The sequence below is a fragment of the Caballeronia sp. DA-9 genome, from assembly GCF_051615025.1.
Classification (GTDB): domain Bacteria; phylum Pseudomonadota; class Gammaproteobacteria; order Burkholderiales; family Burkholderiaceae; genus Caballeronia; species Caballeronia sordidicola.
In genome coordinates, this window is the sequence record NZ_CP195132.1 from 1,571,342 (window position 1) to 1,597,575 (window position 26,234).

Annotated in this window: 22 protein-coding genes; 11 read left to right on the forward strand and 11 right to left on the reverse strand. The window is 60.6% G+C overall.

Annotation, left to right across the window (positions count from 1 at the left end; genetic code table 11):
- Positions 1–279 precede the first annotated feature (279 nt).
- The 3 genes from ACRWA7_RS13420 to ACRWA7_RS13430 all read left to right on the forward strand — a co-directional run bounded on the left by ACRWA7_RS13420 (position 280) and on the right by ACRWA7_RS13430 (position 3,435).
- Positions 280–1,725 carry a sigma-54 interaction domain-containing protein gene (locus ACRWA7_RS13420; protein ID WP_438391427.1) on the forward strand — a complete coding sequence of 482 codons (1,446 nt, stop codon included), beginning with the start codon at positions 280–282 and terminating at the stop codon, positions 1,723–1,725.
- Positions 1,726–1,853: 128 nt separating this feature from the next.
- On the forward strand, positions 1,854–3,086 hold the full coding sequence (locus ACRWA7_RS13425) for a Fic family protein (RefSeq protein WP_438391429.1): 1,233 nt from the start codon (positions 1,854–1,856) through the stop codon (positions 3,084–3,086).
- Between the two features lie 82 nt (positions 3,087–3,168).
- Positions 3,169–3,435, forward strand: a complete 267-nt coding sequence (locus ACRWA7_RS13430) for a hypothetical protein (protein WP_438391430.1) — start codon at positions 3,169–3,171, stop codon at positions 3,433–3,435.
- Between the two features lie 139 nt (positions 3,436–3,574).
- On the opposite strand, the gene ACRWA7_RS13435 is transcribed toward ACRWA7_RS13430, so the two are convergent.
- Positions 3,575–4,141 (reverse strand): lipocalin family protein, encoded by a 567-nt coding sequence (locus tag ACRWA7_RS13435; protein WP_060817892.1) that lies wholly within the window; start codon positions 4,139–4,141, stop codon positions 3,575–3,577.
- Positions 4,142–4,782: 641 nt separating this feature from the next.
- Here ACRWA7_RS13435 and ACRWA7_RS13440 point away from each other — a divergent pair.
- Positions 4,783–5,739, forward strand: coding sequence for an AEC family transporter (locus ACRWA7_RS13440; RefSeq protein ID WP_438391431.1), 957 nt, complete (start codon positions 4,783–4,785; stop codon positions 5,737–5,739).
- Positions 5,740–5,833: 94 nt separating this feature from the next.
- Here ACRWA7_RS13440 and ACRWA7_RS13445 read toward each other — a convergent pair whose 3' ends face one another.
- The gene (locus ACRWA7_RS13445) at positions 5,834–6,103 is read right to left on the reverse strand and encodes a DUF4148 domain-containing protein (RefSeq protein WP_438391432.1); all 270 of its coding nucleotides are present in this window, start codon (positions 6,101–6,103) and stop codon (positions 5,834–5,836) included.
- 755 nt (positions 6,104–6,858) lie between these two features.
- On the opposite strand from ACRWA7_RS13445, the gene ACRWA7_RS13450 reads away from it, so the two are divergent.
- Complete coding sequence (locus tag ACRWA7_RS13450) at positions 6,859–7,413, forward strand: NADPH-dependent FMN reductase (RefSeq protein WP_438391433.1); 555 nt, start codon at positions 6,859–6,861, stop codon at positions 7,411–7,413.
- A gap of 82 nt (positions 7,414–7,495) precedes the next feature.
- Here ACRWA7_RS13450 and ACRWA7_RS13455 read toward each other — a convergent pair whose 3' ends face one another.
- The 6 genes from ACRWA7_RS13455 to ACRWA7_RS13480 all read right to left on the reverse strand — a co-directional run bounded on the left by ACRWA7_RS13455 (position 7,496) and on the right by ACRWA7_RS13480 (position 15,721).
- Entirely contained in the window at positions 7,496–8,659 is a 1,164-nt protein-coding gene (locus ACRWA7_RS13455) for a hypothetical protein (protein ID WP_438391434.1), read from the reverse strand.
- A gap of 184 nt (positions 8,660–8,843) precedes the next feature.
- Positions 8,844–11,153 carry a hybrid sensor histidine kinase/response regulator gene (locus tag ACRWA7_RS13460; protein ID WP_374728605.1) on the reverse strand — a complete coding sequence of 770 codons (2,310 nt, stop codon included), beginning with the start codon at positions 11,151–11,153 and terminating at the stop codon, positions 8,844–8,846.
- Between the two features lie 248 nt (positions 11,154–11,401).
- The gene (locus ACRWA7_RS13465; protein ID WP_438391435.1) at positions 11,402–12,529 is read right to left on the reverse strand and encodes a porin; all 1,128 of its coding nucleotides are present in this window, start codon (positions 12,527–12,529) and stop codon (positions 11,402–11,404) included.
- Between the two features lie 119 nt (positions 12,530–12,648).
- Positions 12,649–13,464, reverse strand: a complete 816-nt coding sequence (locus ACRWA7_RS13470; protein WP_438391436.1) for an ABC transporter ATP-binding protein — start codon at positions 13,462–13,464, stop codon at positions 12,649–12,651.
- A complete protein-coding gene (locus ACRWA7_RS13475) occupies positions 13,461–14,522 on the reverse strand; it encodes a FecCD family ABC transporter permease (protein ID WP_438391437.1) in 1,062 nt (353 codons plus the stop codon). The genes ACRWA7_RS13470 and ACRWA7_RS13475 overlap by 4 nt, the downstream gene beginning before the upstream one ends.
- A gap of 5 nt (positions 14,523–14,527) precedes the next feature.
- Positions 14,528–15,721, reverse strand: a complete 1,194-nt coding sequence (locus tag ACRWA7_RS13480; protein ID WP_438391438.1) for an ABC transporter substrate-binding protein — start codon at positions 15,719–15,721, stop codon at positions 14,528–14,530.
- A gap of 185 nt (positions 15,722–15,906) precedes the next feature.
- On the opposite strand from ACRWA7_RS13480, the gene ACRWA7_RS13485 reads away from it, so the two are divergent.
- The 5 genes from ACRWA7_RS13485 to ACRWA7_RS13505 all read left to right on the forward strand — a co-directional run bounded on the left by ACRWA7_RS13485 (position 15,907) and on the right by ACRWA7_RS13505 (position 21,652).
- Positions 15,907–16,620, forward strand: coding sequence for a response regulator (locus tag ACRWA7_RS13485; RefSeq protein WP_438391439.1), 714 nt, complete (start codon positions 15,907–15,909; stop codon positions 16,618–16,620).
- A 256-nt stretch (positions 16,621–16,876) separates the two neighbouring features.
- The gene (hpnD, locus tag ACRWA7_RS13490; RefSeq protein ID WP_438391440.1) at positions 16,877–17,722 is read left to right on the forward strand and encodes a presqualene diphosphate synthase HpnD; all 846 of its coding nucleotides are present in this window, start codon (positions 16,877–16,879) and stop codon (positions 17,720–17,722) included.
- Positions 17,722–18,996 (forward strand): hydroxysqualene dehydroxylase HpnE, encoded by a 1,275-nt coding sequence (gene hpnE / locus ACRWA7_RS13495; RefSeq protein ID WP_060817909.1) that lies wholly within the window; start codon positions 17,722–17,724, stop codon positions 18,994–18,996. Before hpnD ends, hpnE begins: the two co-directional genes overlap by 1 nt.
- Positions 18,993–20,978 (forward strand): squalene--hopene cyclase, encoded by a 1,986-nt coding sequence (gene shc, locus ACRWA7_RS13500; protein WP_060817910.1) that lies wholly within the window; start codon positions 18,993–18,995, stop codon positions 20,976–20,978. The genes hpnE and shc overlap by 4 nt, the downstream gene beginning before the upstream one ends.
- Positions 20,979–21,004: 26 nt before the next feature.
- Positions 21,005–21,652, forward strand: a complete 648-nt coding sequence (locus ACRWA7_RS13505; RefSeq protein ID WP_060818391.1) for a phosphorylase — start codon at positions 21,005–21,007, stop codon at positions 21,650–21,652.
- Positions 21,653–21,690: 38 nt separating this feature from the next.
- On the opposite strand, the gene ACRWA7_RS13510 is transcribed toward ACRWA7_RS13505, so the two are convergent.
- A complete protein-coding gene (locus ACRWA7_RS13510) occupies positions 21,691–22,596 on the reverse strand; it encodes a LysR family transcriptional regulator (RefSeq protein WP_438391441.1) in 906 nt (301 codons plus the stop codon).
- A gap of 110 nt (positions 22,597–22,706) precedes the next feature.
- Between ACRWA7_RS13510 and ACRWA7_RS13515 the strand changes: the two genes are divergently transcribed.
- Entirely contained in the window at positions 22,707–23,411 is a 705-nt protein-coding gene (locus ACRWA7_RS13515; RefSeq protein WP_060817914.1) for an SDR family NAD(P)-dependent oxidoreductase, read from the forward strand.
- 53 nt (positions 23,412–23,464) lie between these two features.
- On the opposite strand, the gene ACRWA7_RS13520 is transcribed toward ACRWA7_RS13515, so the two are convergent.
- Positions 23,465–24,769 carry an MFS transporter gene (locus ACRWA7_RS13520; RefSeq protein WP_438391442.1) on the reverse strand — a complete coding sequence of 435 codons (1,305 nt, stop codon included), beginning with the start codon at positions 24,767–24,769 and terminating at the stop codon, positions 23,465–23,467.
- Between the two features lie 75 nt (positions 24,770–24,844).
- A complete protein-coding gene (locus ACRWA7_RS13525) occupies positions 24,845–26,224 on the reverse strand; it encodes an NAD(P)H-dependent oxidoreductase (RefSeq protein ID WP_438391443.1) in 1,380 nt (459 codons plus the stop codon).
- Positions 26,225–26,234 lie beyond the last annotated feature (10 nt).

Consider the following 26,234-nt stretch of genomic DNA (forward strand, 5'->3'; position numbering starts at 1 on the left):
TTGCTTCGTGCGCATCCGGGGCGAATGCCGTTCCGGAAGCGGTGCGCCCCTAATGCAGCATTCGTGCCAATGCCCGCGCAGACTGGCTCTTTGAGGTTAAACAGCGCATATGACGATGTACATGCCGCGTTTGTCCACGCATTGAGACGAAATCGTTTGGAAAGGGCGCTAAAAAATTGCGTTGAACTTCAGCCGAACGGCCGGTAGTTTAATGCCTTGCCGTGTTTCCACGTTTAGAGATATTCTGTCTCGATATCGAGAAACCTCTCGGAGACACCGATGCTCAACGACTGGACGCATGTCCCCGTCGACTACAGCGACGTTTTGCGCCGCGCGATGGATTCGCTTTTCAAGACTTTCGAAAATTTCAGTGAAGGCACGTTTATCGTCGATAAAGACGCGCGCGTGGTCTGGATCAACAAGCGCTACGCGGCGCGTTTTGGCTTTGCGGACCCCGAAGACGCCATCGGCCGCGATTGCGAAGCCGTAATTCCAAACAGCCTGATGCGCGAGGTCGTGACCACCGGCAAGCCGATCCTGCTCGACCTGCTGGAAACCGACCGCGAACCGCTGGTCGTCACCCGGCTACCGCTGAAGGACGATTTCGGCGAAACGGTCGGCGCGATTGGCTTTGCGCTCTTCGATGAAATGAAGGCGCTCACGCCCTTGTTTTCGCATTACTCGCGCGTGCAGCAAGAGCTTATCGCCACGCGGCAATCGCTTGCCCAGGCGCGGCGTGCTAAATACACATTCGCGAGTTTTGTCGGTACGAGCACGGCGAGCCTGGATGTAAAACGCCAGGCGCGGCGGGCGGCGCAAGTCGATTCGCCGGTATTGCTGTCGGGCGAGACGGGTACGGGCAAGGAACTGCTCGCACACGCAATCCACGGCGCGTCGGCGCGCTCGGCGCGTCCGCTTGTCTCGGTGAACGTCGCGGCCATCCCCGATACCTTGCTCGAAGTCGAGTTTTTCGGTGCGTCGGCGGGCGCTTATACCGGCGCGGATCGCAAAGGGCGCGTGGGCAAGTTCGAACTCGCCGACGGGGGCACCTTGTTCCTCGATGAAATTGGCGACATGCCGCTCGCCCTTCAGGGCAAATTGCTGCGCGTATTGCAGGAGAAGGAGTTCGAGCCGCTCGGATCGAACCGGATCGTGCGCACCGATGTGCGGATCATTGCGGCCACATCGGCGGATTTGCCCGCTCTCGTGGCGAGCGGCCGGTTTCGGGCGGACTTGTTTTATCGGCTGAATGTGCTGGCGATCCATGCGCCGCCGCTGCGTCAGCGCGTGGGGGATATCGAGGCGCTTGTGTACGCCATGCTCGAAGAGCTTTCCGCCGATGCCCGTCCGCGCCACGCCGGCCAGTTCGTCCTTCACGACGATGCATTGCGCCTGCTGTGCGCCTATTCGTGGCCTGGAAACGTGCGCGAATTGCGCAATGCGCTGGAGCGCGCGGTGATGTTGTCGGACAGCGAGCATATCGATGCCCGCGCGTTGGGATCGTTTATGGGCGAGGAAACGGTGACGCCAGAGCCTGAACCGCCACGGGCGTCCACGGAGGAGGAGACCGTGCCGTATGCACAGGCCATGGCGTCGTTTGAAAAGCAGTTTCTTTCCGATGCCTTGCATGCAAGCGGCGGCCGGGTTGCCGAAGCGGCGCAGCGAATCGGCATTGGGCGGGCAACGATGTATAAAAAAATCGTGGCGCTGGGAATCGCGGTCTAGCGTTGATTTTCACACTCTAATGATTCGCCACGAGATTCGCCACGGTACAACTATCTATTTGTAATATAATGGTTTTCAGGAAAATTTACTGTTCCAAAGATTCGCCATGATATTCGCCAACAAGGACCATGACATCTGCCGATTCGAAATATCCGTATTACGCGGTCCATCAGATGCATCCAATGCTGCCTTCCGCGCTGAAGATGGATGCATTGCGTCCGTTGGCGGCCAATGTCATTGGACAGGCGAAGGATCTGGCTGCGCATGGCATGCCGCATTTGCGGGCGCTTTTGCGCGAAGCGCTGCGGCCCATGAATTCCTACTATACAAACAAGATCGAGGGACAGCATACGGAGCCGCTCCTGATCGAGCGGGCGCTGCACGAGGATTTTTCCGCCAAGCCGGGGGAGGCGCATAAACAGCGCATCGCGGTTGCGCATATTGGCACCGAGCGCTGGGGCGAGGACACCTTTCCTGCATTCGATTCCGCATCGTTCTTCGAGGGCTCGGTCGTCCAGTCGATTCATCGGCATCTGCACGATCAATTGTCGGCGCAAGACCTGCTCCAGACAGGCGACGACGGCAAAGAGGAAAAAATCACGCCGGGCGCCTGGCGCGAGAAAGGCGTCAAGGTTGGCGCGCATATTCCTCCGGATCCGGCAACACTGCCTCGGTTCATGGAAGAGTGGACAAGCGGGTATCGCTACGCCCGGGCCGGGGAAACGGCCGTCATCGCGTTGACGGCGGCGCATCACCGGCTTGCGTGGATTCACCCTTTTCTAGACGGCAACGGCCGTACCGCGCGATTGCATACGCATATTGGTTTGTCGGCGTTAGGGCTGACACAGGGCCTCTGGTCGCCCATGCGCGGCTTCGCACGCGAACAAGCGGCTTACTATCAATATCTGATCGCAGCCGATCAGCGTCGCAAAGGCGACTATGACGGCAGGGGCGTGCTGAGCGAAAGCGGGCTGGTTGAATTTATAGACTTTTGCATGAACCTCTATCTGGACCAGATCGGTTTCATGGACGGCATGTTGCAAATGCAGGCGTTCGAAGCAAGACTCTCCCAGATGCTGGCCGCTGAAGCAACCAAGGTTGATACCCGCTTTCTGCGCGTCGAAGCTGCGCAGCCGCTTGCTTATCTGGGCAGCGTCGCGTCTATCGACAGAACCCGCTTCAAGGCCATGATGGGACTCGCGAGCCGAACTGCGGATCGCGCACTGGCCGATCTATTCAAGCTCGGCATTGTCAGTTCAAAAACGCCGAAAGGGCCGATCGAGCTGGCCTTGCCGCTCAAGCTGTTCCGCTATCTCTTTCCGCGCCTCTGGCCCGAAGCCGAGGTCGATACGGCAAGATAAACCGCGACCTCCAAAGGCAAGCTGAAAGCGCCGCATGGCATACTTGCGGCATCAGAAAAACAGCGACAAAAGGGGGTATCGGATGAAGCTTTTCAGCGTTTTTGCCGCGCGTTCCGCGGCGCTAGTGCCGCTTTTGGCGGTGCTTTCCGCGTTGTCCGCATGCAGCAGCGCGCCGCCGCTTTTTTCATCCGACGGACGCCCGACTTCCATGATCCAGTGCCCGAGCAGCGGCGGATGGAGCAACTGCCAGGAAAACGCGCGCGCCATGTGTGCGGGCAGCTATGACGTTCTCGATCAAAGCAGCGAAAACGGCCAGAACGGATTGCTTATTGCGTGTCAGGCGAAATGAACCTGCGTGTGTGGATTCTCTAACCTGCACACGCTCGATGCGCCGACAGGTTGGATGAACAAATTCGTTCAATAGTTCTGGTTCAATCAACGGCCGTACTCTAGCGCCATCTCCACGACGCGCTATCGATGACTGATGTTCAATGCAGCGTCTCGCGCAAGAGCGTCACGTCGTAGCCGAGCTTGCGCGCACGGTCGATCAACGCCGTTCGTATCGCCGCCGACGGCTTCGCTTCACGCGTAAGAATCCATAGATAACGTCCGCTCGGTTCACCGACGATGGACCACGTATAGTCATCCGCGTGATCGAGCACCCAGTAATCGCCCACATAGAATGGCCCGAAAAACGAGACCTTGAGCTTGGCGTTATGCGAGTCCGCGACGACCTTGGCCTTGCCTTCCGATGACTTCGGCGTCCCGTTCACGCCCCCATGACGGCAGGAGTTGATCACCGATATCAATCCGTCTTCCCGCTTTGCATAGTTTGCGGTAACTGCTTCGCAGCCGCGTTCGAAGCGGTTTTCATAGCGCGCGAATTCGTACCATTGCCCAAGATATCGATCGAGATCAACATCCTTGGCGGGCTCGGGCACCTGCTCGTTGCCGCTCTTGCTGCTCCCCGCCATCGCGCAAGCGGCCAGCGCGCCCAGTCCGCCGATCACCAGCAAAGCCGCAGCGCCGATGGCGACGGATCGTTTGAATTTCATCTGTGTCCTCATTGTGTGTATGCAGTGGCGTTGAGCTGTGAGCAAGCTTTGTTCCGTTATTTGTTCGATAAGACAAGGTCCCGCATAAGCTCACCTCTAGCGTTTCAACTGATGGATGAAGGGTATCCGAGAAGCCTGTTAGCAAAGGTGTCGATGTGTATCAACTGTTTTAACAACAGGTCGCAAGCTATTGATCCCGAACGCTTTAATGCCCGGACTTCGAGCTGGACCGGATCGGACGCATCGCTCTTCAAGTGTCTTCTAAAGACTGCGCAATGGGGTCCCGTATTCCCTCACCTAAAGATGTAAAGCCTCACCGGCTTGCCTACGCGTCGTGCTGAGCGCAACGCGCGCGCGGCGCACAGGAGCAAGGTCACGGGCTTGCCGCCAGCAAGCCCTTAAGCTTGAAAGCCCTATGGGTAAAGGATTTCAAGCCGATACATAACCTATTCGATGAACTTCGGCGCGATCGCGTATCTAGTTAGCGATACTTGCAATCGGCTTTGGCGTGAGCTTTTGCATCGGTGCGAAGCTCACCTCGCGCGGCTCCCGAAATCGCTCACCTTTGGAAACTCGCCCAGCGGTGACTTGCATCTGCCGCTATGCTTTGCGCCTTGCCCAATCAAGTCGCGCTCTTACTCATGCCGTTGCTGGTCTCGTCGCTGTTCAAGCCGCTTCTCACCATCATCCTTCCTGTGTTCGCACTCATCTTCGCGGGCTATGCCTGCCGCAAGACGAATCGGTTAGGGCCGAATGCCTCGTCGGAACTGAATCGCTTTGTCGTGTATCTTGCGTTGCCCGCGCTGCTCTTCGACATCATGGCCACCACGCCCTGGCGTTCGCTGGACCAGCCTGCGTTTATCGCTGCGTTCGGAATCGCGGCTGCCGCGATCTTCTTGCTGACCTTGCTGGCGAGCTTGAAGAGATCGAGCCATCTCGCCGACGCCAGCCTCGACGCGCTCAACGCTGCTTATCCGAACGCCGGATTTATCGGCTTGCCTTTGTGTGCGCTTGCGTTTGGCCACGCGAGCCTCGCGCCTGCGGTGATCGCATTGATCCTCACGGTATGCGTGTTGTTTGCCGTGGCTATCGTGTTGATTGAACTTGGCTTGCAGACCGAGAAGCACTTTGCCGCGACGTTGGGCAAGGTGGTCAGATCGCTCGTGACCAACCCGTTGCTGTTCGCGCCGTTCGCCGGATGGCTATGCAGCGGCGCGGGCCTCGCCATCCCGGGCGGCGCGGATACATTCCTCAAGTTATTGGGTGCGGCGGCAAGTCCATGCGCGCTGGTTGCACTTGGCTTGTTTCTTGGCGAAAAGTCGAAAGGCGGCGCAGCCGGAAAGACTTCTATGCTGGTCATCGCCAAGTTGATCGCGCAGCCGCTGCTCACTTGGTGGCTGGCGTTTCACGTGTTCGCGCTGCCGCTCTTATGGGCAAAGACCGCGGTCATGCTTAGCGCGCTGCCAACCGGAACGGGGCCGTTCATGCTGGCGGAGTTTTATCGGCGGGAAGCGGGCGTGACGTCGAGCACCATTCTGTTCTCCACGCTGATTTCGCTCGTGACCGTCACGTTATGCCTTACCGCCATCACACACTGACGCGCATAAAAAAGCCCGGTGCTTGAGTACCGGGCAAACCTCATCGGAGCGAGGTGTGAGAGAAGCTGTTATGACACGAAGGCCGTGGTCTTGATTATTGCGTACTGATACGCGCGCTGTTCGCCTCGGTGACGGACGTCCCGACTGCACGTCCAGCGTCTGGCGACCTTGCTGTTTGGTAAGGCAGCAACTCCGGATAGCTTTCCGAATGAATCGCATCGAGTTCGCCACTGTTTCGCGCCGCAATGAGCTCGGCCTTGACCTCAGCTCGCGTTTTCGGCGCAGTGTTCGAAGATTGAGCGAAGGCGCTGGCCGATGAAGCCAGTACAGCGACAAGCAAACTGCCAATAAGCACGCGTTTCATGTGAGCCTCTGATTTTCAAGACGGCGCGCCTTGCGCCATCGATATGAATCAGTCTATTCACATGACTATCGAAGACCAATGTCGATTAAGAAAACATATTGTTGCTGCAGGCGCATGAATGTGAATTTTGTTTGCCAACGGCGTGCGTGTTTTGACGTACACCCTTGCGCATTTTGTAAAGGATATTTCCGGTACCTGGCGTTTTTCTGCGGCGGCTTCGTCCGTATGCTCGGTTCTGCGATCCAGCAGCAAGTCAGCCGGACTTCATCAGTCAACCGAGGTATTGCCATGAAACGCGTTTTTTCCGTCTTTGCTGCTGTCGTTCTTCTTGCCGTCGCCAGTGCGGTAAACGCCGCTGAAACTTCAAATTCGCAACCGGCCACGTGTCAAGGCCCGGCGTCGCAGTGCAATGTATTTTTCGGCCATTGAGTTCCAACGATTTCGCCGCAGCGCTCTGACTAGCCTTCTTCCGCCAAACTCTTGGCGGTTTAGTGCGAATTATTAAACATCTTCAAAGTTGTCCACAATTTCTGTGGACAACTTTGTGGAAATCATCTCAAAAAGAGCGTGAAAGCGGCACGTCAGGCGGGTTCTGCTTGAATTGCTCAATGCGAGGCCAAAGCGCCCGCTAATCGCGCTATTGCTGCGTGCTTCGCGTTGTTCAACATCGCAGTCGCAATAGCTGCCCGCTACTTGCGCGCCTATGATATTCGTGGTGCCCCATCACCTGTTCAGCTCAGTCAGAGGGAATATCTATGGCCTACAAAATCGCGGTTGTCGTTGGCAGCATCCGGCGTGATTCGTTCAACAAGCAGCTGGCGCACGCATTGATCTCGCTCGCGCCGCCGGATTTCTCGTTCGATTTTCTCGATATCGCCAGCCTGCCGCTTTATAGCCAGGACTACGATGCCGATTTTCCAGAGGCGGCGCGAACGCTCAAGCAAAAGATATCGGAGGCGGACGGGTTGCTGTTCGTCACGCCCGAGTACAACCGTTCAATTCCCGGCGTGCTGAAAAATGCGCTCGACTGGGGTTCGCGGCCGTGGGGACAAAGCGCGTGGGCGAACAAGCCGGGTGCGTTGATCGGGACATCCGTGGGCGCGATCGGCACGGCGCTCGCGCAGGCGCATCTGCGTAATGTGCTGGCGTATCTCGATGTGCCGCTGATGGGTCAGCCGGAAATGTTCATCAAGCACGATGAGAGCCGTATCGATGCAAGCGGCAAGATCGTGAACGAGGATACCCGCAAGTTCCTGCAGGCTTTCGTCGATAAATACGTAGCGTGGGTCAAACGGATCTCAGCGGCATAAAGGCACAGCAAAAAAGTAGCAGCCCGCCAAAGCGGGCCGCTACTTTTCAAGCGAGTTGCTGGATCAATCAAATCGCCTTGAGTTACGTATGGTGATGCCCCGTCACGCGATCCCAGCCGTGACGCACCGCGAGCTTGAAACGCTCCCACGTGTCTTCGCCATGCGGATTACGGCCTTGCCAGTCGCGTTGCAACTCCGTTTCCATCGAATCGTCCCAGGTCCGGCCACGATAACGCTCGTCGTTGCCAAGTGTGGCGCCATACCGGTAGGCATCTTCGTATTCTTCGTAGCGCGCGCCCGTAGCTGCGTAGCGTGATTCGTAGTCGGTGCGGAAATCGTCTTCATACTCCATATATTCATCGGGCATGGAGTTTCGGGACAGCGGCAGATCGGGCCTGAGCGGATCGGTTGCCGACTGGCTCAGCGACCCAGCCACGGGCGTACCCGCTTCACTGCGTTGCGCCGATGCCTCGGTTTCATCGAGCGGGTCAACTGGGGCGACGGGGCGCCAGCCTTGCGTGGTTTCATCTTTTGCCGGCCACACGGAACCGCTGGTCATTGGATCGCCACCGGTCGCACGATAGGTCGAATCGCTGCCGCCCGCGAACGGATCGCGTGCAACGGGGCTGATCGGGTCAAGCGGGTCGACCGGTTCCAGCGCGGCAGGGTCGCCTTGATCCGCGCGAGGATAAGCACGCGCACGCGAGTCATTACGCGCCGTGGCAAGCGGATCGGCTGCCGGATTGACCGGTCCGCGTCCCGGCACGGCGCTTCCCGAACCCAGCCCAAGCTCATCAAGCAGCGAATGATCGCGGTCGTCGGCGGTGGTGTTGATCGTGCCCGGATTATTCAGCGCGCCCCAGCTTGCAGCGCGTTCATCGATATCGATTGCACCTTGCTCAGCGAGCGTTTGCCGGGCTGTGTTGGCGCGTTCTTCCGACGGCGTATTCACAGCCACCAGTATTCCGCCACGCCGCACGGCTTCCGAATAATGCGCGACCTCGGGCGGCTGATCGCGGCCACCGAACAGCATCGAGAAGAACCGTTCTATATTCGCCAGCACGCCGCCTGTTTCCGGCGGTTGTACAGCGCCGGCAGGTTCAAGCGCCGGGTCCGCCGGTGACGAAGGTTCCGGCGCGGCCTGGAGTTCGATGTCGCCACGAGCAAAACCCGAAGCCACGAGCGCACTGCGCGCGACTTCGGCCTGATCGTAGGTGTCGAAGATACCGATAACTGTGTGTCGCATGGCTGCCTCCCTGGGTGGCCTTGGAGTAAGTTGCGACGCGTTCGTACGCATTCGCCGCAAGTCTCGCTGAGGATCGCAACTCCCGTGCCGGGTCGTGCGACACGCGCAGGCGAGCCACCCCGGCGTGCCGGTTCCCGCTGATCCGCCCGGAAATCGCCGACGTTTTTACAAACCGTGAGAAAACTCAGTGCGGCGCTTCGCCGTGTTCCCGGTCGGCGCGTGCGCTCAGGTCTTCCCGGATGGTTTGAAGAAGCGTATCGAGCAGGCCGATATCGAATGGTTTCGACAACACGCGCGCATCCACATGCCGCGCCCGGTCGAGTTCTTCCGCGTAGCCGGTGACAAGGATCACCGGCACGCGCGGCGTGCGCGTTTGCAGGATCTCCGCGAGATCGATGCCGTTCAGCTTGCCGGGCATATGAATATCGGAGAGGACGACATCGAATGGCGGTGAGTCGACCGTCGCGGGATTGCCGCGGGCGGCGTCGAGCATTGCGATTGCGCCGTCCGCGTTGAAGATATGGGTGACCTTATGATTCATCATCGATAACAACGCTTCCGTGCCCGCGGCCACTTCCTCGTTGTCCTCCACCAGCAGCACCCGCAAGCCTTTCGAATCGCTGGCCGTGGTGGCGTCGTGCGGCACGTCGGCTGTCTGCTCCGCCGATGCGCCCGCTCGCGGCAAATAAAGCCGTACCGACGTGCCCGCGCCCACGGCGCTGTCTATGGTCGCCACGCCGCCCGCGCGCTCGCAGAAGGCGAACACCTGCGGCAGTCCAAGCCCGGTTCCCATGCCCTTCGACTTGGTGGTGAACAGCGGTTCGAATGCGCGGCCAAGGATTTCGGGACCCATGCCGTCTCCGGTGTCCTCGAGCGTCAACTGGACGAATTCGCCGACAAGCGGAAAGCCATCCTCATGACGAAACTGGACGTTGTCCGCACGAACCGAGAACGTGCCGCCGTTGGGCATGGCGTCGCGGGCATTTACAGCAACATTGATGAGCGCGAGTTCAAGCTCGGCGGCATCGACGCGAATTGGCCAGACATCCGTATCCGTTTCCAGATTCAGCGCAACCTTGGCCCCAAGCGATGCCTTCAGCAATTCGCGGCACGCCGGCAGCCATTTGCCGATTGCGATGGTTTCATTGCGCAGCGGCTGCTTGCGCGCCACGCCGAGCAACTGGCGCGTGAGCGACTGGCCGCTTTTGAGCGCGCGTTCCATGGCGGACAATTCGCGATCGAGCCCCACCGCACCGCGCCGGCGGGCAATCTGCACATTAGTGGAAAGGATCATCAGCAGATTGTTGAAATCGTGCGCGACGCTGCCGACCAGATTGCCCAGCGCTTCCATCTTGCGCGCCTGCCGGTAGGCCGATTCAATGGAACGTCGCATCGACGCTTCCGCCTGCCAGCGTTCCCACGCATCTTCTTCGTTGGCGAGACGCCGCAGCGAAAGCCAGATCACGCCCCAAAGGACCACGCAGGGCGCGAACAGCGACAGCATCAGCACGCTGACGTGTTGATACCAGGCCGCCCAGATGGTCGCGACCGGATAGCCGCTCGACACATACACCGGGTAATTTCCGACGCGCCGGAACGCGACCACTTTCAACTGGTTATCGAGCCCGGAACGCATGCGCACGACACCCGCATGGCGCGCCGACGAATACGCTTCACGCAATGGCGAACTGGCGGCGAGCGCCATGCGGTTTGGCGGACGCACCGGATACCAGGCCAGCACGGCGCCGTCGGCCCGAGTCAGGCCAAGCGACACGCTGGTGTTGTCGCCCAGCAGTTCCCGATAAAACCCCGCGAAATAGCTCGGGCGCAGCGCGATGGACACAATCCCCGCGAATTTGCCGTCCGGCGTCTTGCGCGGCACGGCGGTATTGAACACGCTTTCGCCCACGACCTTGCCCTGCATGACGCTCGAGACATTCTCGATGGCCGGATGATCGCGCACGGCAATGAAATCCTCGCGCGTTTCTATTGAAACGTCTGGTGTCGGGAACACGCGGCTGGTCGCGATCAACCGTCCGTCCGCGCCAATGATGCTCACCGCCGCCACTTGCGGATAACCACCGCCCATCGACTTGAGTTTTTGGTGAATGGAAGCTTCGTTGCTGCGCAGTGTCGCGTCGTCCAGTCCGTCGATCAGATCGATGACCCGCGCGTTGAGCGTCTGGTTCATGTCGAAGACTTTCAGCGCATGTTCTTCCGCGACGTGCGCGTTGCGTTCGGCGATTTCGGCGGCATCGGCTTCGCGCGCCTTCAGGTCGCTCCATGACATGGCCGTCACGTAAAGACAGGGCAGGACAATCGCGGCGATCAGCAATACGCGTAACGTGGCGCGCTGAGCGGCAAAATTGCGCTCGGGCACGACCGGGAACGGCGGCTCGTCTTGCCAGTGGTCAGCGCCCGTTTCCTCGCGATGCGGCGTCATGGATTTGTTTTCGGTCTGGTCGGAATATGGCTGCGCTGGATACTCGCGCATAAATCATGCCTTCAATCTGACGACAACATGTGATGATTTGCTTGTCGTGATCGATAAAGACGATTTTATTTTAGTCGAACAGGTTTGCAGGACAGGGAATGAGACGGTCGAATTGAATGATGAGTTCCAGCTGAAATTCAAAATCTGGTGCGGAACAAGGACGAGGATATCGGTCGATTAAATCGCAGAGCGGGCTGCGAAATAATCGATCGGATTTTTCTTTCTGTTCGCAACCGAGCAAGCGCCTTTTAAAACCGATGCCGGATCCCCAGCGCCAGAACGGTTTGTGCGTCGCCGGAAGCGGGCGATTGGCGATTGATATCGGCGGTCAGGCCCGAGCCATTGCTTGCCAGATGCTGATAAAGCGCTTCTGCATACACGTCGGTTCGCTTTGAAAACGCATAGTCGAGCAACAGCGAAACCTCGTTCCATTTGGGATGGAAATTACCCTGACGATTATCGAGTTTGCCTGCCGTGTAGGTGTATGCGCCAGTCAACGTCCAGGCCGGTGTAAAGCGATACATCGTGTTGATCTCGAAGTTATCGAAACGCGCGTTGGCGTTGGTCTGCGTAATTCCCAGACTGCCGATTCCGTTGATTGTCTTCAAGCCATCGAATTGGGAACGCGTCCAGAGGAAATCAATTCTGGCGGCCCCTGCCTGATAGGTGGCGCCCGCGCCAAAGGTCCGCTGAAGCGCTGCAATGAAGGTCCGGTCCGAGAGCGTCACGGCGCCGTCAGTATTGCTGCCCGCCGTGTTGCTCACCTGCAGGTACGCCGCCGCGATCTTGAGATTGCCCATTGCGTATGACGTCCCCGCGCTCCAGGCGCGGTTGTTGGCGAATTCGCCTGCGTCGTTGGAGAAGCCGTATAAGCCGCTGACGCGTAAACCGCCGAACCATTCGTTGCTGTACTTCACCGAATTGTTGACGCGAAATCCATGGTTCAGGTTGTCGTTGTCGTAGGGATGTGCGGCGAGGTTATTACTCACGGGTTTATGCAGCGGCGCGAGGAAGTCCACCACGGAGTCGTACTGCCGTCCCAGCGTCACGCGCCCAAGGCGCTGGTCGTCAAGTCCCACGTAGGCCTGATAGCCAAACTCGCGGCCGTTCTGCGTCGCCGTGCCGTTCATCAGGTTAAAGCCGTTTTCAAGCCGGAATATGGCTTTCGCGCCGCCGCCGAGATCTTCAGCGCCGATAAACCCCCAGTGGCTGCCTTGCAGATCGCCGCTCGTCGCCGACACGCCCGAATTCCCGTGTTGATTGCTGGCGTAGGAAAAGCCGGCGTTGATCACGCCATACAACGCGACGCTGCTCTGTGCATGCGCCGCGCAGGCGTACCCCGCCGCGCATGCGGCTATTGCTAAAGTCTTTTTCATTTTCCCCTGGCTTTTGATAAGCCGTTCGCGCGCGTCGACGCGATGCCTCGAGAAGGCATCGAAAAAACGCGCGGATAAACGGCTGGTTGAAGCGCTGGCTTGCCGTGCTTGTGCTGCTGTTACCGGCTGGCGACGCGCGAGCGATCGGCGAGACCGTCGATCGAAACTTGCAGTTGGCCTTGCGAACACGGCTCGATACGCGCTATCACCCCAAACACCTGGTCAAGCCGATCAGGCGTCACGACCTCCGCGGGCGTGCCAAAACCGCAGATGCGACCGCCGTGAAGGAGCATGGCTTTGTCACAGGAACGCAGCGCCGTGTTGATGTCGTGGAGGACCACGACCGTGACCATGTTTCTATGGCGCGTCTCCGAGCGCAGCGTACGCATTACGTGGAACTGGTGATTCAGGTCGAGCGCGGAAAGCGGCTCATCGAGCAGCAGCACCTGTGGATCGCGAACCAGCGCCTGCGCGATTCCAACGAGTTGCCGCTGGCCGCCCGAGAGTTCATCGAGCGAGCGCGTTGCAAGCGATTCAATGCCAAGACGCTGCAACACGCCATGCACGTGGGCGAGATCGTCCGCCGTGTTTCGCGGCGTGCCATAACCCTGACTACGCGTCGCGCGATATGCGACCAGCACGGATTCCAGCACCTGCAGCCGCACGCCGGCCGGCAACGCCTGCGGCAGATACACGACGCTGTGCGAGCGCGCGCCCGACGCACTGAGCGCGAGCGTTTCGCCGTCGAGCACGAGCTTGCCCGACTGGGAGCGCGTGAGGCCGGACAGCGCGCGCAGCAAGGTCGACTTGCCGCTGCCGTTCGGTCCGAGCAACGCGGTGATTTCGCCACGTGGAAGCGGCCCGGCGGCGAGCGAGTCGAGAATGCGGCGGCGGCCGTAGCTGAGCGAGAGGTTATCGATGGAAAGCCTGCTCATCCGAGTTCTCCATGCGACGAAATCACAATGCCGAGGAACAGCGGAATCCCGACAAGCGCCGTCACGATACCCACCGGAATCAGCACGCCGGGAATGATCAGCTTGGACGCAATCGACGCCAGCGACATCATCAAAGCGCCGGTCAACGCGCTGCCGGGCAGATAAAAGCGGTGATCCTCGCCAAACAGCGCCCGCGCCACGTGCGGCGCGATCAGGCCGACAAAGCCAATCGTCCCGACGAACGACACCGCAAGCGCCGTCAGCACGGCTACGCGCAAGAGCGTGCCGAGGCGCAGGCGCCGGACATCGATACCGAAGCTTGCCGCACGATCCTCGCCCAGGCGCAGCGCGGTAAGCCGCGACGCGTTTGCAAAGGACATCGGCAACGCGACGGCAAGCGCCGCGGCCAGTACGCCGATCTTCGTCCAGTCGGAGCGTGCGAGCGAACCGAGCGTCCAGAAGACCAGGCCTTGCAGGGCATCGGCGGACGCGATGAACTGCATCAGCGCAACCAGCGCGTGAAACGAGAACACGAGCGAGATGCCCATCAGCACCACGCCCGCCGTGCTCATGCCGCGCCAGCGGGCGACGGTATCGAGCAGCAGTGCCGAAAGCAGCGCAAACGCGAACGCATTGGCCGAGATCACCCAGGTCTGGGCAACGCCGGGAATCGTGATGTTCGCCACGATGGCAAGCGACGCGCCAAACGCCGCCGCCGCCGATACCCCCAGCGTATAAGGACTCGCAAGCGGATTGTTGAGGATGGTCTGCACTTCCGCGCCCGACAGCCCGAGCGCCGCGCCCACCAGGAGCGCCATCACGGCGTAGGGCAGGCGGATTTGCCAGACGATCACGGCGATATCCGGCGCCACCGCGCGCGGATAAAACACCGCATGCAGAATCGCCGACACGGTCAGGCCGGACGGTCCGGTCCTGCAATCGAACAGGAGCGCGGCTGCGATCAGCACGCCCACCAGCATCAACCCGCCAATACGGCGGCGCGTCAGGCGCTGATACGAACGCACATTGTCATTCGCAATGAGAAGAGCGGTCGCCATGCGGATCAGCCTTTCGCCGGCGCGGGATGATCGACCCAATAGGTGCCGTCGGAGGGCACCGCCAGGAATCGCCGATACATCTCGTCATGCGTCGCCTTCACGCTCAAATCCTTGAACTGCGCCGGATAGAACCACTTCGCGAACGCTTCAATGGCGATGATGTTGTAGGGCGAGTCATAGTAGTTATGCCAGATGCCGAAGACGCGGCCATCGTGAATGGCCTTGATGGCGTCGTAGCCCGGACGAGCCACGAGCGCAGACAAGCTTTGTTCCGCGTCCTGCTCGGACGTCAGCGCGCCGACCCGCAACGCGGTCACGCCCGGACGCGTCCATGTTCCGTCGGCCACGTAAATGTCGGGCTTCGCGACGATCAACTGTTCCATGCTGATATCGCCCAGCACGCCGGGCAGCAGATCCGCCGCGATATTGCGGCCGCCCGCAACCTTGATGAATTCGCCAAAGCTGCCATTACCCGCCGTGTGGCAGCAGACACCCCACGAACCCGCGAGCATGTCGATGAAAACCTTCGGGCGCTGCGCGTCAGGCACCGAGGCGACCACGCTTTGAACGCGCGCGAGGTGCTCCTGGTAGAACTTGATATAGGCATCGGCCTGTTCGTTCCGATGCAGGACTTCACCCAGCAATTTCATGCTTGCCAGCGTGTTTTGCATCGGATGAATGCGGAAGTCGACGAACACCACCACCGTGCCCGTGGCTTCGAGCTGCTTGACCAGCGCGTTGTACTGGCCGGGGCCTTCGCCGCCAAACGTGAAGATCGCGAGATCGGCTTTGAGGCTCAGCGCTTTTTCATCGCTGACGCTGCTTTCCGTCGCCTTGCCGATCAGCGGGATATCGTTGATTTGCGGGAATTTCTTTGCGTAGACGTCGAAAGTTTGCGGGTCGCGGTTTTTCAGGTCGCCCTGCCAGCCGACGATATTCGCGAGCGGATGCTCGCCTTCGAGCAAGGCCACCGCCATCAGCAGACGGCTTTCTCCCAGCAGGATCCGCCTCGGATTCTGCGGGATCCTGACCGTGCGGCCAGCGACATCGGTGACGATCTGGGCCGCGTCAAGCGTGGCCAGGCCCGGCGCATTTTCCGCGCGGGCCGCGTTGAAGGACAACGCGCCCGCCATGCACGTTGCCAAAGCCAAAGCCGCGAACCTCAAGCGTCGCGGCGTGAAAATCCGGAACATCGACATGTGATACCTTGCATGAAAGCCTGTTGAATAAGAATGATTGCGATTTGCAACGCAGACTTTATCGGGCCGATGTAATGCGGATATATCGAAGCGGCGCTGTTTTGTAATGGAATGTGTTGGCTCAGCCATTCAGCCGGCGGCTGGGCTACGCTCGCCAGCTTTGAAGGCAGCCATCCGGCAGATACATGGACCAGATACTCGTTGTCGATGACGATCCGAACATCCGTCAGCTTTTGCTCGATTACCTGAGCAGCATGGGATACGGCGTGCAGGCCGCGAAAGGCGGCGCGCAGATGAAGCAGATCATCAACTCGTCGCGCGTCGATCTGGTCGTGCTCGACCTGATGCTCGACGGCGAAGACGGCCTCGACCTCACGCGCGAACTGCGCCGCAACAATACGGTTCCCATTGTCATGCTGAGCGCCCGCGGCGGTTTGCTCGACCGCGTGCTTGGCCTCGAAATGGGCGCCGACGACTACCTTCCCAAACCGTTCGATCCGCGCGAACTCGTCGCCAAGATCAAGGTGATCCTGCGGCGCGCGCGCAGCATCCCGAACGCGCGGCCGGCGGACGCCATCGCGAGCATCAGTTTTGCCGGATGGCATCTCGATACGCGCATGAAACAAATGCTTTCGCCCGAGGGCGTGATCATCACGCTCGGCGGCTCTGATTACCGGACCTTGCGCACGCTGCTCGACCATCCGAACCGGCCGCTGTCGCGCGAATATCTGCTCGATGAAGTGTTCGGCAAGAACCTTACGCCGCTGGATCGGGCTATCGATGTCTGCATCAGCCGCTTGCGGCAACATTTGAAGGACACGGCGCGCGACGCCGCGCTGATTCGCACGGTCCGCAACGAGGGATATATGCTGACGGCGGACGTTTCGTACGAAGGTTGAGGCGGGTTTCCGGATCGCCAAGGTGGCTCAAGGGCAACAGGTCACAAACATTGATATACTTTTCGCCGCTTCCAGCGGCGTTTGGACGTGGCTTATGGTCCGTTCCATGCGCGTTCCATGAGCGTTTCGGCGCCGCAGGAAGCCGGTTTGCGCTGTTTCGCACGAGTTGTGCTTCGCCGTTACCACGGCTTGCCCGCTCGCGCACGGCGCCCGATCCAACATTACTGCCCTTGGGGGCGCCACAGCGGAGTCCGTCTTGGCCGTTTCCAATCTTATCGCCGATGAACCAGTGCCCGACGCCGCCAAGGCGTCCTCGGGCAGTTCGTTTTATCTTGCCATGCGCATCCTGCCGGCTGCGCAGCGCGACGCGATGTACCAGGTCTACGCGTTTTGCCGCGCGGTGGACGACATAGCCGACGACGGCACCATGCCGCGTCACGAACGCGCCGCCGCGCTCGAGCAATGGCGCGCCGACATAGACGACTGCTACGCCGGCAAGCCGCGCAAGTCGCTCGCCGCGCTGACGCAGCACATCCACGCATTCCATCTTTCGCGCGATGACTTCATTGCCGTGATCGACGGCATGGCAATGGATTCCGAAGATATCGTCGCGCCCGACGAAGCCACGCTCGACCTCTATTGCGATCGCGTGGCGAGCGCGGTGGGGCGTTTGTCGGTGAGGATATTCGGGATGCAGGAAGATGCCGGCCGGCGTCTCGCGCATCACCTTGGCCGCGCGCTGCAGTTGACGAATATTCTTCGCGATATCGATGAAGACGCGGCTATCGGCCGGGTGTATCTGCCGCGCGAACTGTTGTCGCGCGAGGGCATTTCCACCACCGACATTGCGTCCATAGTCGGCGACGCGCGCCTCCCGCGCGTGTGCCTGACCCTCGCCGAGCGGGCCCGCAGCCATTACGCGCAATCCGACGCCATCATGGCCAACGCGCCGCGAGCACAGGTGAAGGCGCCGCGCATCATGTCGGGCGCGTACCGCTGCGTACTCGAGGCGAACCTGAAGCGTGGCTTCGATCTCCCGCGCAATCACGTCCGTACGCCACGGTCACGGCTGTTGTGGATCGTGGCGCGCAACGTGTTCTGATGTCGCGGACAGTTCATGTCATTGGCGCTGGCTTATCCGGGCTTGCCGCCGCAGTCCAGTTGCAACGCCGCGGCGCGCGGGTCGTTCTGCACGAAGCCGCGCCGCATGCGGGCGGCCGATGCCGTTCGTATTTCGACATCAAGCTCAACGCCACGATCGACAACGGCAATCACCTGATCCTGTCCGGCAACCACGCCGCGCTGGGATTTGCCAAGGCCATTGGCGCCGCCGACGAACTTATCGGCCCGACTCAAGCCGATTACCCCTTCATGGATTTGCGCAGCGGTTCGCGCTGGACCCTGAAGATATCGCCCGGACGCTTTCCCGCCTGGATCTTCGACACGGCGACGCGCGTTCCCGGCACGCTGCCCGCGGACTATCTCTCGCTATTGCGCTTGCTGCTCGCCAATCCGGGGCGAACCGTCGAGCAGACCATGCGCGCGAGCGGCCGTCTCTGGGACGCCATGCTCGATCCGTTTCTGCTCGCGTTGCTCAACGTCGATCCCCGCGAAGGGAGCGCCGTGCTGGCCGCCAATGTGATGAAGGAAACCGTGTTGCCGGGCGGCCAGGCGTGCCGGCCGCTGACCGCGCGCAATGGCTTGGGGCACGCGTTTATTGAACCTGCGCTGCGGCTTCTGCAATATGGTGGCGCGGAAATCCGGCTGGGATCGCGTCTCACGGCAATCGGTTTTGCCGGCACTGATTCGAAAACCCGCGTGCGCTCGCTTGATTTCGATGAAACCCGCGTGGAGATTGGCGCGGCCGACGGCGTGGTGCTTGCCGTGCCTCCTTACGCCGCGCGGGAACTCGTGCCGGGGCTGATCGCGCCAACAGCGTTTCGCGCGATCATCAATGCGCATTTCGCGGTTGGACCGCCGCTCGCATTCGAGCCTGTGACCGGTTTGCTCAATGGCACGGCCGACTGGCTCCTGGCCTACGACGACCGCTTGTCCGTGACCATTCATAATGCGGATCGTTTTATCGATATCCCGCGTGAAACGCTTGCACAAACGCTGTGGCAGGAGGTGGCGAAAGCCGCGCGGTTACCCGTCGAGCGCATGCCTGCCTGGCAGATCGTGACCGAAAAACGCGCGACGTTCGCCGCGCTGCCAAGCCAGGCGAATCTCCGGCCGGCGACCCGCACCCGCTGGCCCAATCTCATGCTGGCGGGCGACTGGACGGCCACCGGCCTGCCTGCAACCATAGAAGGTTCGATCCGCTCAGGCCAGAAGGCCGCGGACCTCCTCATGAATCCCCCGATGGAATTCAGATGAACGACATTGTCCAGCCTTCCAACGCCTCGACCGCGCCCATCAGCGCGGCGGCCCTGGAGGCATCGGTATCCCGCGCGGCCGACGCGCTGCTCGCCGATCAGCATCCCGAAGGCTACTGGCTCTACGAACTCGAAGCCGACGCTACCATTCCCGCCGAGTATGTGCTGCTCGTGCATTACCTCGGCGAGACGCCCAAGCCCGCACTCGAAGCGAAGATTGGCCGCTACTTGCGCCGCATCCAGCGCGAAGACGGCGGCTGGCCTTTGTTCACCGATGGCGCCATGGACGTGAGCGCCACCGTCAAGGCGTATTTCGCGCTGAAGATGATCGGCGATTCGCCCGAAGCGGAACATATGCAGCGCGCGCGCCGCGCGGTCATTGCGGCTGGCGGCGCGGAAAAATCGAACGTTTTCACGCGCATTCTGCTCGCGCTGTTCGGCGTGATCTCATGGCGCGCGGTGCCCATGATGCCCGTAGAAATCATGCTTCTGCCCGAATGGTTTCCGTTTCATTTGTCGAAGGTGTCTTACTGGGCGCGCACCGTTATCGTGCCCTTGCTGGTGCTCAACGCCAAACGGCCGAAGGCGCGCAATCCGAAGGGCGTGCGCATTGACGAGCTTTTCTTCGACGCCCCTGTCAACGCCGGCATGGCCGCGCGCGCGCCGCATCAGCATCAGGGCTGGTTCGTGTTGTTTCGGGCAGTCGACGCCGTGCTGCGCGCCGCCGATCCGCTGTTTCCGCGCCATACGCGCCAGCGTGCAATCGAGGCGGCCGTGCGGTTTGTCGACGAACGCCTGAACGGCGAGGATGGTCTCGGCGCGATTTTTCCCGCCATGGCCAATTCCGTGATGATGTACGACATGCTCGGCTACGCGGAGGATCATCCGAACCGGGCGATCGCGCGCAAGTCGATCGAGAAGCTGTTGATCATTGACGAAGTGCCCGATGGCGAGGCGTATTGCCAGCCGTGCTTGTCGCCTGTCTGGGATACGTCGCTGGCCGCGCACGCGTTGCTCGAAGCCGATACACCCCGCGCGCGCGCGGCGGTATCGCGCGGTCTTGACTGGCTCGTGCCGCTGCAGATTCTCGATGTGCGCGGCGACTGGATCTCGCGCCGACCAAACATCCGGCCGGGCGGCTGGGCGTTCCAGTTTGCGAATCCGCATTATCCGGATGTGGACGATACCGCCGTTGTCGCCATGGCGATGGAACGCGCCGATCGCGAAAACGGCACCGCGTTGTATGGCGAGGCGATTTCTCGCGGGCGGGAATGGGTCGTCGGCATGCAAAGCAGCGACGGCGGATGGGGCGCGTTCGAGCCCGAAAACACGCAGTATTACCTCAACAACATTCCGTTCTCGGATCACGGCGCGCTGCTCGATCCGCCGACGGTGGATGTGTCGGGACGATGTTTGTCGATGCTCGCGCAGCTTGGCGAATTGCCCGCGACGAGCGAGCCGGCAAAGCGCTCGCTGGACTACATCCTGCGCGATCAGGAACGCGATGGAAGCTGGTACGGGCGCTGGGGGCTGAACTATATCTATGGGACGTGGACGGCGTTGTGCGCGCTGAACGCGGCGGGATTGCCGCTGACGGATTCACGCGTGCAGCGCGCCGCGCAGTGGCTTGTCAGCATTCAAAACGCCGATGGCGGATGGGGCGAAGGCGGCGAGAGCTACAAGCTGGACTATCGCGGATATGAGGCGGCACCGAGCACGGCGTCGCAGACATCCTGGGCGTTGCTCGGGTTGATGGCGGCGGGGCTGGTCGGACATCCGGCGGTGGCGAAGGGAATTCAGTATTTGCATTCGACCCAGCGCGAGCACGGGCTTTGGGATGAAACCCGGTTCACCGCGACCGGCTTCCCGCGCGTTTTCTATCTCCGATATCACGGGTATAGAAAGTTTTTTCCGCTCTGGGCGCTGGCACGCTACAGGAACATGCTGCGCGATGGCACCACGCGCGTGACGGCGGGGATGTGAGCTTGCCCGTCATCGCGGTCACGGGAATGGCGTTCGAAGCGCGCATTGCACGCGGGCCGGGCGTCGAGGCCGTGTTTGCGGCGCGGGCGGATTTGCTGGAGCGTGCGTTGAGCGAAGCCTTGGCGCGGGGGTGTTCCGGCATCGTCAGCTTTGGAACGGCGGGTGGCCTCGCGCCCGATCTGGAGCCGGGAACGGTGATCATTGCGAGCGCCGTGTCGGGACCGCTTGGGGTTATCGATACGGATCTGGAATGGTCGGCGCGAATGTTTTCGGCTTTTTCCGGAACGCCGGTCGGAGCAAAGGCGGTGCGCGGGAAGATGGCTGGCGTTGCGGCGCCATTGGCGGGGGAGCAGGAAAAGAGCTCGCTTTATCGATCGACGGGGGCGCTGGCGGTGGATATGGAATCGCATGTTGCCGGGGCGATTGCCAAGGCGAGAGGGCTGCCGTTCGCCGTGTGCAGGGCGATTGTGGATCCGGCGTGGAGGAGTTTGCCGAAGGCGGCGACAGCCGGATTGCGCGACGATGGAACCACGACGATTCTGCCGATTCTGCGTGAGTTGCTGAGGGAGCCTTCGCAGCTTGGCGCACTGTTGAAAATCGCGGGAGATGCGCGGGCGGCGAAGGGATCGTTGGTGCAGGCGCGGCACGCGATGGGAAGGGCGGGGGTGTTCTAGATGCGCCGTGCGCATGCTCGCTCCTGCGAAGGCATCGGTCAGGTCGATTTCCGGCCCACGCTCAGTGTCATTTGCCGAAGCCATCGATGCACAGGATCGACCTCCAAACGCGGATGCCACATCTGCGACACCGTAATCTGCTCCGTTTTCACGGGAAGCTCGAACGCATCAATGCTGGCGGACGCGGCCTCACTGCGAACCAGAGAAGCAGGCACGAGTGCAATCAAATCCGAAGTCCGCGCAACAGCGAGCGCGGCGGGAAAACTCGGAACCACAGCGACAATCGTCCGTTTAAGGCCTAAGGTCGCCAGCGCTTCATCGACCGGTCCATTCCCGCGGCCGTGGCGTGAAGCAACGACATGGCCGAACGCGGTGTACCGTTTCGCCGTCACCTCGCCCTTCGCTGCTAACGGATGTCCCTTCCTGACAGCACCCACAAAGCGATCCCGGAACAACGCCTGCACGCGTACTTCCGGCCCCATGTCGCCCAGCACGCCAATTTCCAGATCGGCCGACCCGTCCCGCAAGAAAGCCGCCGTTTTCTCCGGCTTGGGCGCAAAACGCAAGCGCACCAGAGGCGCAACCGCGCTCACCACGGCAATCAATGACGCACCGAAGGCCTCGACAAAACCATCGTTGGCGCGAATGGTGAAGGTTCGCTGCAATGTCGAAAAGTCGGGCTCCGCGGATGATGGACGAAGTACCGCACGCGCCTCGTGAACCGCATTCCGAGTGCGTTGGCGCAGTGCTTCTGCGTGAGGCGTCAACACCATGCCGCGCCCTGCACGAACCAATAACGGGTCGCCGGTCGTCTCCCGCAGACGCGCCAACGTTCGGCTCATTGCCGATGCACTCAAACCCAATCGGCGCGCAGCACCGGCCACGCTTCCGTCGGCGAGCAGTACGTCTAGCGCAATGAGCAAATTCAGATCGGGTTCTGCCATGCCCCGATCCTAGCATGGCGTTTGGTGCAGGTTATCAATGCAAATGCTGCGCCTTCCGCCATGTATCGGGCGTCGATATATTGGTTGTATCGACACATACGGAGCTACTGATGCAAGACACATCCACGCAGAAAACCGTCCTTCTCGTTGGCGCATCGCGCGGTCTCGGATTCGCCATGGTCGAGGAATTTCTCGAACGCGGCTGGCGAGTGATCGCCACCGGCCGCGCAGACTCAACAGAAAAACTGCGCCGGCTCTCTGAAACCGCCCGCGGCGCGCTTGAAGTCGAATCAGTGGACATCACGATTCCCGATCAGGTCGCCGCATTACGCGCTCGTCTCGAAGACCGGCGACTGGACATGCTTTTCGTGAACGCCGGCGTGAAGAACGACGACCGCGAAACCATTGCCGATGTCTCGACCGAGGAATTCGTGCGCATCATGGTCACGAACTCATTGAGTCCGATGAGGGTCATCGAAGCATTTCAGGGCCTCGTGCAGCCGAATGGAACAATTGCCGTCATGTCGTCCGGGCAAGGCAGCCTGACGAACAATACCAATGGCAACTACGAGGTATATCGAGGCAGCAAGGCGGCGCTCAATATGTTCATGCGCAGCTTTGCAGCGCGTCATCAGGACGACGCTAAAACGCTCCTGTTGATGGCCCCCGGATGGGTCAGGACGGACATGGGCGGTTCGGGCGCGCGTCTGACTATCGAGGAAAGCATCCCGAATCTGGTGAATACGATGGAGGCTTACGAAGGACGCTCCGGCTTGCATTACCTGGACTATCTGGGACGGGTCGTGCCGTGGTGAACCACGGACAATGGACCGGCTCGTGAAAAAAGCCGGTCACGCCGAGATCAAACTCACCTGTCCGCCAGTTTCCCCGATATCGTCCTGACCAGCACCGCTCCCAACACCAGGCACACGGCGACGAAGTAAAGGCCCATGCGGTTATCGTGCGTGGCGACGTTGAGCCATCCCACCACATAAGGCGATACAAACCCCGCCAGATTTCCCACGCAATTGATCCCCGCAATGCCCACCGCAACGGATGTCCCCGCAAGAAACGACGACGGAATGCTCCAGAACAGCGACAACGCCGACAAGATCCCCGCCGCCGCCACGCTCAGCCAGATTACGGCAAGCGCGGGGTGATGCCCCACGTACCCGCTCGCCGCGAAGCCAATCGCGCCGATCACGGCAAGCACCGAAAAATGCATCCGTCGCGAACGAAACCGGTCCGAACTCATGCCTGTGAGCACAATCGCGGGAATGGCAACAAGATAAGGAATTGCCGAGAGCCATCCAATGACCGAGACATCGGTAAGCCCTGAATCCTTGATGATCGACGGCAACCAGAAACTGATTCCATACAGCCCGATGATCTGGCAAAAATACACCGCGCAAAGCTTCCAGATATGTTTGTCGGAGAGAATGGCGCGCAGGTTGTGATGCGTCGTCTTTTCAGCGTCCTCGCGGCCAATCTCGCTGGTGACGAGGTTCTTTTCGGTATCGGTGAGCCACTTCGCCTGGTGGGGTTTATCGACCATCAAAGCGAGCACGGCGATGCCGCACAGAAGCGCCGGCAAGGCTTCGATAAGAAACAGCCATTGCCATCCCGCCATGACCGTGGAATGCGCGAATTTCGTGAGAATCCAGCCGGACATGGGACCGCCCACGACACCCGAAAGCGGTATCGCAATGTAGTACACGCCGAGCGCAAAGCCGCGTTTGCGCGCGGGAAACCAGTACGTCAGATACAGCATGATGCCCGGCGAGAATCCGGCTTCGGCCACGCCCAGGAAAAAGCGCGCGGTATAGAACTGCACGGGTGTCTTGACGAACAACGTTGCCGCCGAAATGATGGCCCAGGTGATCATGATCCGGGCAATCCATAGCCGTGCGCCGACCTTGTGCAAGATCAGGTTGCTCGGTACTTCGAAGATGAAATAGCCGATAAAGAAAATGCCCGCGCCAAGGCCGTATACGGCGTCGCTCATGTGCAGGTCGTTAAGCATCTGCAGTTTCGCGAAGCCAACATTCACGCGGTCCAGATACCCGCACAAATAGCACAGCACGATAAACGGCATGATGCGCCAGCTTATCTTGCGGTATACGTCGGTGCGCGCCGAGGGCGTGACCAAAATGGTGTCGCTGATATGGCTCATGTCTCCTCCGTCGCCCTTTGGCGGGCGTTATAGAGAACGATCGGTGCGGGATATGTCCCGCATGATCAGGGATACTTACGATGCAAGCTTGGCCGCCGCTACCTCCACGCCAAGTTCCTTCCTGAACAGCGCTTCCATTTCGAGGCGTACTTTCACCGCTTCCCGGGTGGCGTCGAAGGCTACGTCGGTCCAGCAAACCGGTTGGCCTGCGGCAACGGGTCGTTGCAGCACCATGTTGTGCGCGAGGCCAATGGGCAAGGCGCCCTGCATCAGCGAGTCCGTCGCGGGCATCAGCTTGCCGTAGACGGTGTGGCCGCCTTCGCCATCAAGACGTTCGCCCGCCCGCAGGTCGCGCTTCGCGGTGGCCGCGACATCGCCATGAAAGCCTGTCGTCGCGCCCGTTGCTTCGCCACGCACGGCGATGCTTGCAATCGATACCCCCAACTCCAGCCCAATCAAGTGATATGGCTTGTACATGGCCGCAAAACGACCGCTGCTGTCGGTCTTCAGTCCGTATTGCGCGAAGCAGTCGCGCACGTAATCCGAAGGCGCTTCGAAGACCGCGTACACGCCCCAGCGCAAGTCGCGAAAGACGGGCCGCCCGTCGCGTTCCAGGGACGACACCACTTCCACGCTTCCCCGATGCGGGAGAATGCCGCCATCGGACATGGGCTTCAACACATTCGGAAGATCATCGACGCCGCATGCCGGAAACGCGAGGCCATCAGAAGGCGGACGCAAGTCGCACGCATTCGATACCGCCGCCATTTCCAGCGCTGACTTCGTGCCATCGAGAAACGAGTTGAACATTTGCGCGTTGAAGTCGCCGGATGCGATCTGCTCTTCGGTGAAACCGTAGTAGCTCCATACGGTATCGGGCGTGGACTGGTGATAGATGGGCAGGTACTTCGTGCCTTTGCCGGCGCAGATGACGTCGAAACCAATGGTGCGCGCCCAATCCACGAGTTCCGCGATCAACGCGGGTTGATCGCCGGAAGCCATGGAATAGATGATGCCGGCCTCGGCCGCGCGTCTTGCAAGCAAGGGACCAGCGAGCACATCGGCTTCCACGTTCACCATCACAATGTGCTTCTTGTATTTGCAGCACAGCAGCGCATGGTGAATGCCCGCGGCGGGGCTGCCGGTGGCATCGATCACAATATCCACGTGGTCGCTCGCGATCATCGCGTCTGCGTCGTCGGTAATGAACGTGGTGCCGCTGCGCAATGCTTCGGACCACGAAGAAGCAGAATATCGTGCTTCTTCCCAGCCCACCCGATGCATCGCGTTGCGAGCCCGTTCGGGCGAAATATCCGCGATGCCAACCAGATGAATACCCGGCGTGCGCGGTGCCTGCGAGAGGTACATCGAGCCGAATTTTCCTGCGCCGATCAATCCGACGCGAACCGGGCGGCTTGCTTGAGCGCGTGCTTCGAGTTTCGCGATAAGCGACATGCTGTCTCCT

Excerpts from the sequence above, each read along its gene's own strand:
- ACRWA7_RS13420 (WP_438391427.1), top strand. The coding sequence starts at position 280 with ATGCTCAACGACTGGACGCATGTCCCCGTCGACTACAGCGACGTTTTG.
- ACRWA7_RS13425 (WP_438391429.1), top strand. The coding sequence starts at position 1,854 with ATGACATCTGCCGATTCGAAATATCCGTATTACGCGGTCCATCAGATG.
- ACRWA7_RS13430 (WP_438391430.1), top strand. The coding sequence starts at position 3,169 with ATGAAGCTTTTCAGCGTTTTTGCCGCGCGTTCCGCGGCGCTAGTGCCG.
- ACRWA7_RS13435 (WP_060817892.1), bottom strand. The coding sequence starts at position 4,141 with ATGAAATTCAAACGATCCGTCGCCATCGGCGCTGCGGCTTTGCTGGTG.
- ACRWA7_RS13440 (WP_438391431.1), top strand. The coding sequence starts at position 4,783 with ATGCCGTTGCTGGTCTCGTCGCTGTTCAAGCCGCTTCTCACCATCATC.
- ACRWA7_RS13445 (WP_438391432.1), bottom strand. The coding sequence starts at position 6,103 with ATGAAACGCGTGCTTATTGGCAGTTTGCTTGTCGCTGTACTGGCTTCA.
- ACRWA7_RS13450 (WP_438391433.1), top strand. The coding sequence starts at position 6,859 with ATGGCCTACAAAATCGCGGTTGTCGTTGGCAGCATCCGGCGTGATTCG.
- ACRWA7_RS13455 (WP_438391434.1), bottom strand. The coding sequence starts at position 8,659 with ATGCGACACACAGTTATCGGTATCTTCGACACCTACGATCAGGCCGAA.
- ACRWA7_RS13460 (WP_374728605.1), bottom strand. The coding sequence starts at position 11,153 with ATGCGCGAGTATCCAGCGCAGCCATATTCCGACCAGACCGAAAACAAA.
- ACRWA7_RS13465 (WP_438391435.1), bottom strand. The coding sequence starts at position 12,529 with ATGAAAAAGACTTTAGCAATAGCCGCATGCGCGGCGGGGTACGCCTGC.
- ACRWA7_RS13470 (WP_438391436.1), bottom strand. The coding sequence starts at position 13,464 with ATGAGCAGGCTTTCCATCGATAACCTCTCGCTCAGCTACGGCCGCCGC.
- ACRWA7_RS13475 (WP_438391437.1), bottom strand. The coding sequence starts at position 14,522 with ATGGCGACCGCTCTTCTCATTGCGAATGACAATGTGCGTTCGTATCAG.
- ACRWA7_RS13480 (WP_438391438.1), bottom strand. The coding sequence starts at position 15,721 with ATGTCGATGTTCCGGATTTTCACGCCGCGACGCTTGAGGTTCGCGGCT.
- ACRWA7_RS13485 (WP_438391439.1), top strand. The coding sequence starts at position 15,907 with ATGGACCAGATACTCGTTGTCGATGACGATCCGAACATCCGTCAGCTT.
- hpnE (WP_060817909.1), top strand. The coding sequence starts at position 17,722 with ATGTCGCGGACAGTTCATGTCATTGGCGCTGGCTTATCCGGGCTTGCC.
- shc (WP_060817910.1), top strand. The coding sequence starts at position 18,993 with ATGAACGACATTGTCCAGCCTTCCAACGCCTCGACCGCGCCCATCAGC.
- ACRWA7_RS13505 (WP_060818391.1), top strand. The coding sequence starts at position 21,005 with ATGGCGTTCGAAGCGCGCATTGCACGCGGGCCGGGCGTCGAGGCCGTG.
- ACRWA7_RS13510 (WP_438391441.1), bottom strand. The coding sequence starts at position 22,596 with ATGGCAGAACCCGATCTGAATTTGCTCATTGCGCTAGACGTACTGCTC.
- ACRWA7_RS13515 (WP_060817914.1), top strand. The coding sequence starts at position 22,707 with ATGCAAGACACATCCACGCAGAAAACCGTCCTTCTCGTTGGCGCATCG.
- ACRWA7_RS13520 (WP_438391442.1), bottom strand. The coding sequence starts at position 24,769 with ATGAGCCATATCAGCGACACCATTTTGGTCACGCCCTCGGCGCGCACC.
- ACRWA7_RS13525 (WP_438391443.1), bottom strand. The coding sequence starts at position 26,224 with ATGTCGCTTATCGCGAAACTCGAAGCACGCGCTCAAGCAAGCCGCCCG.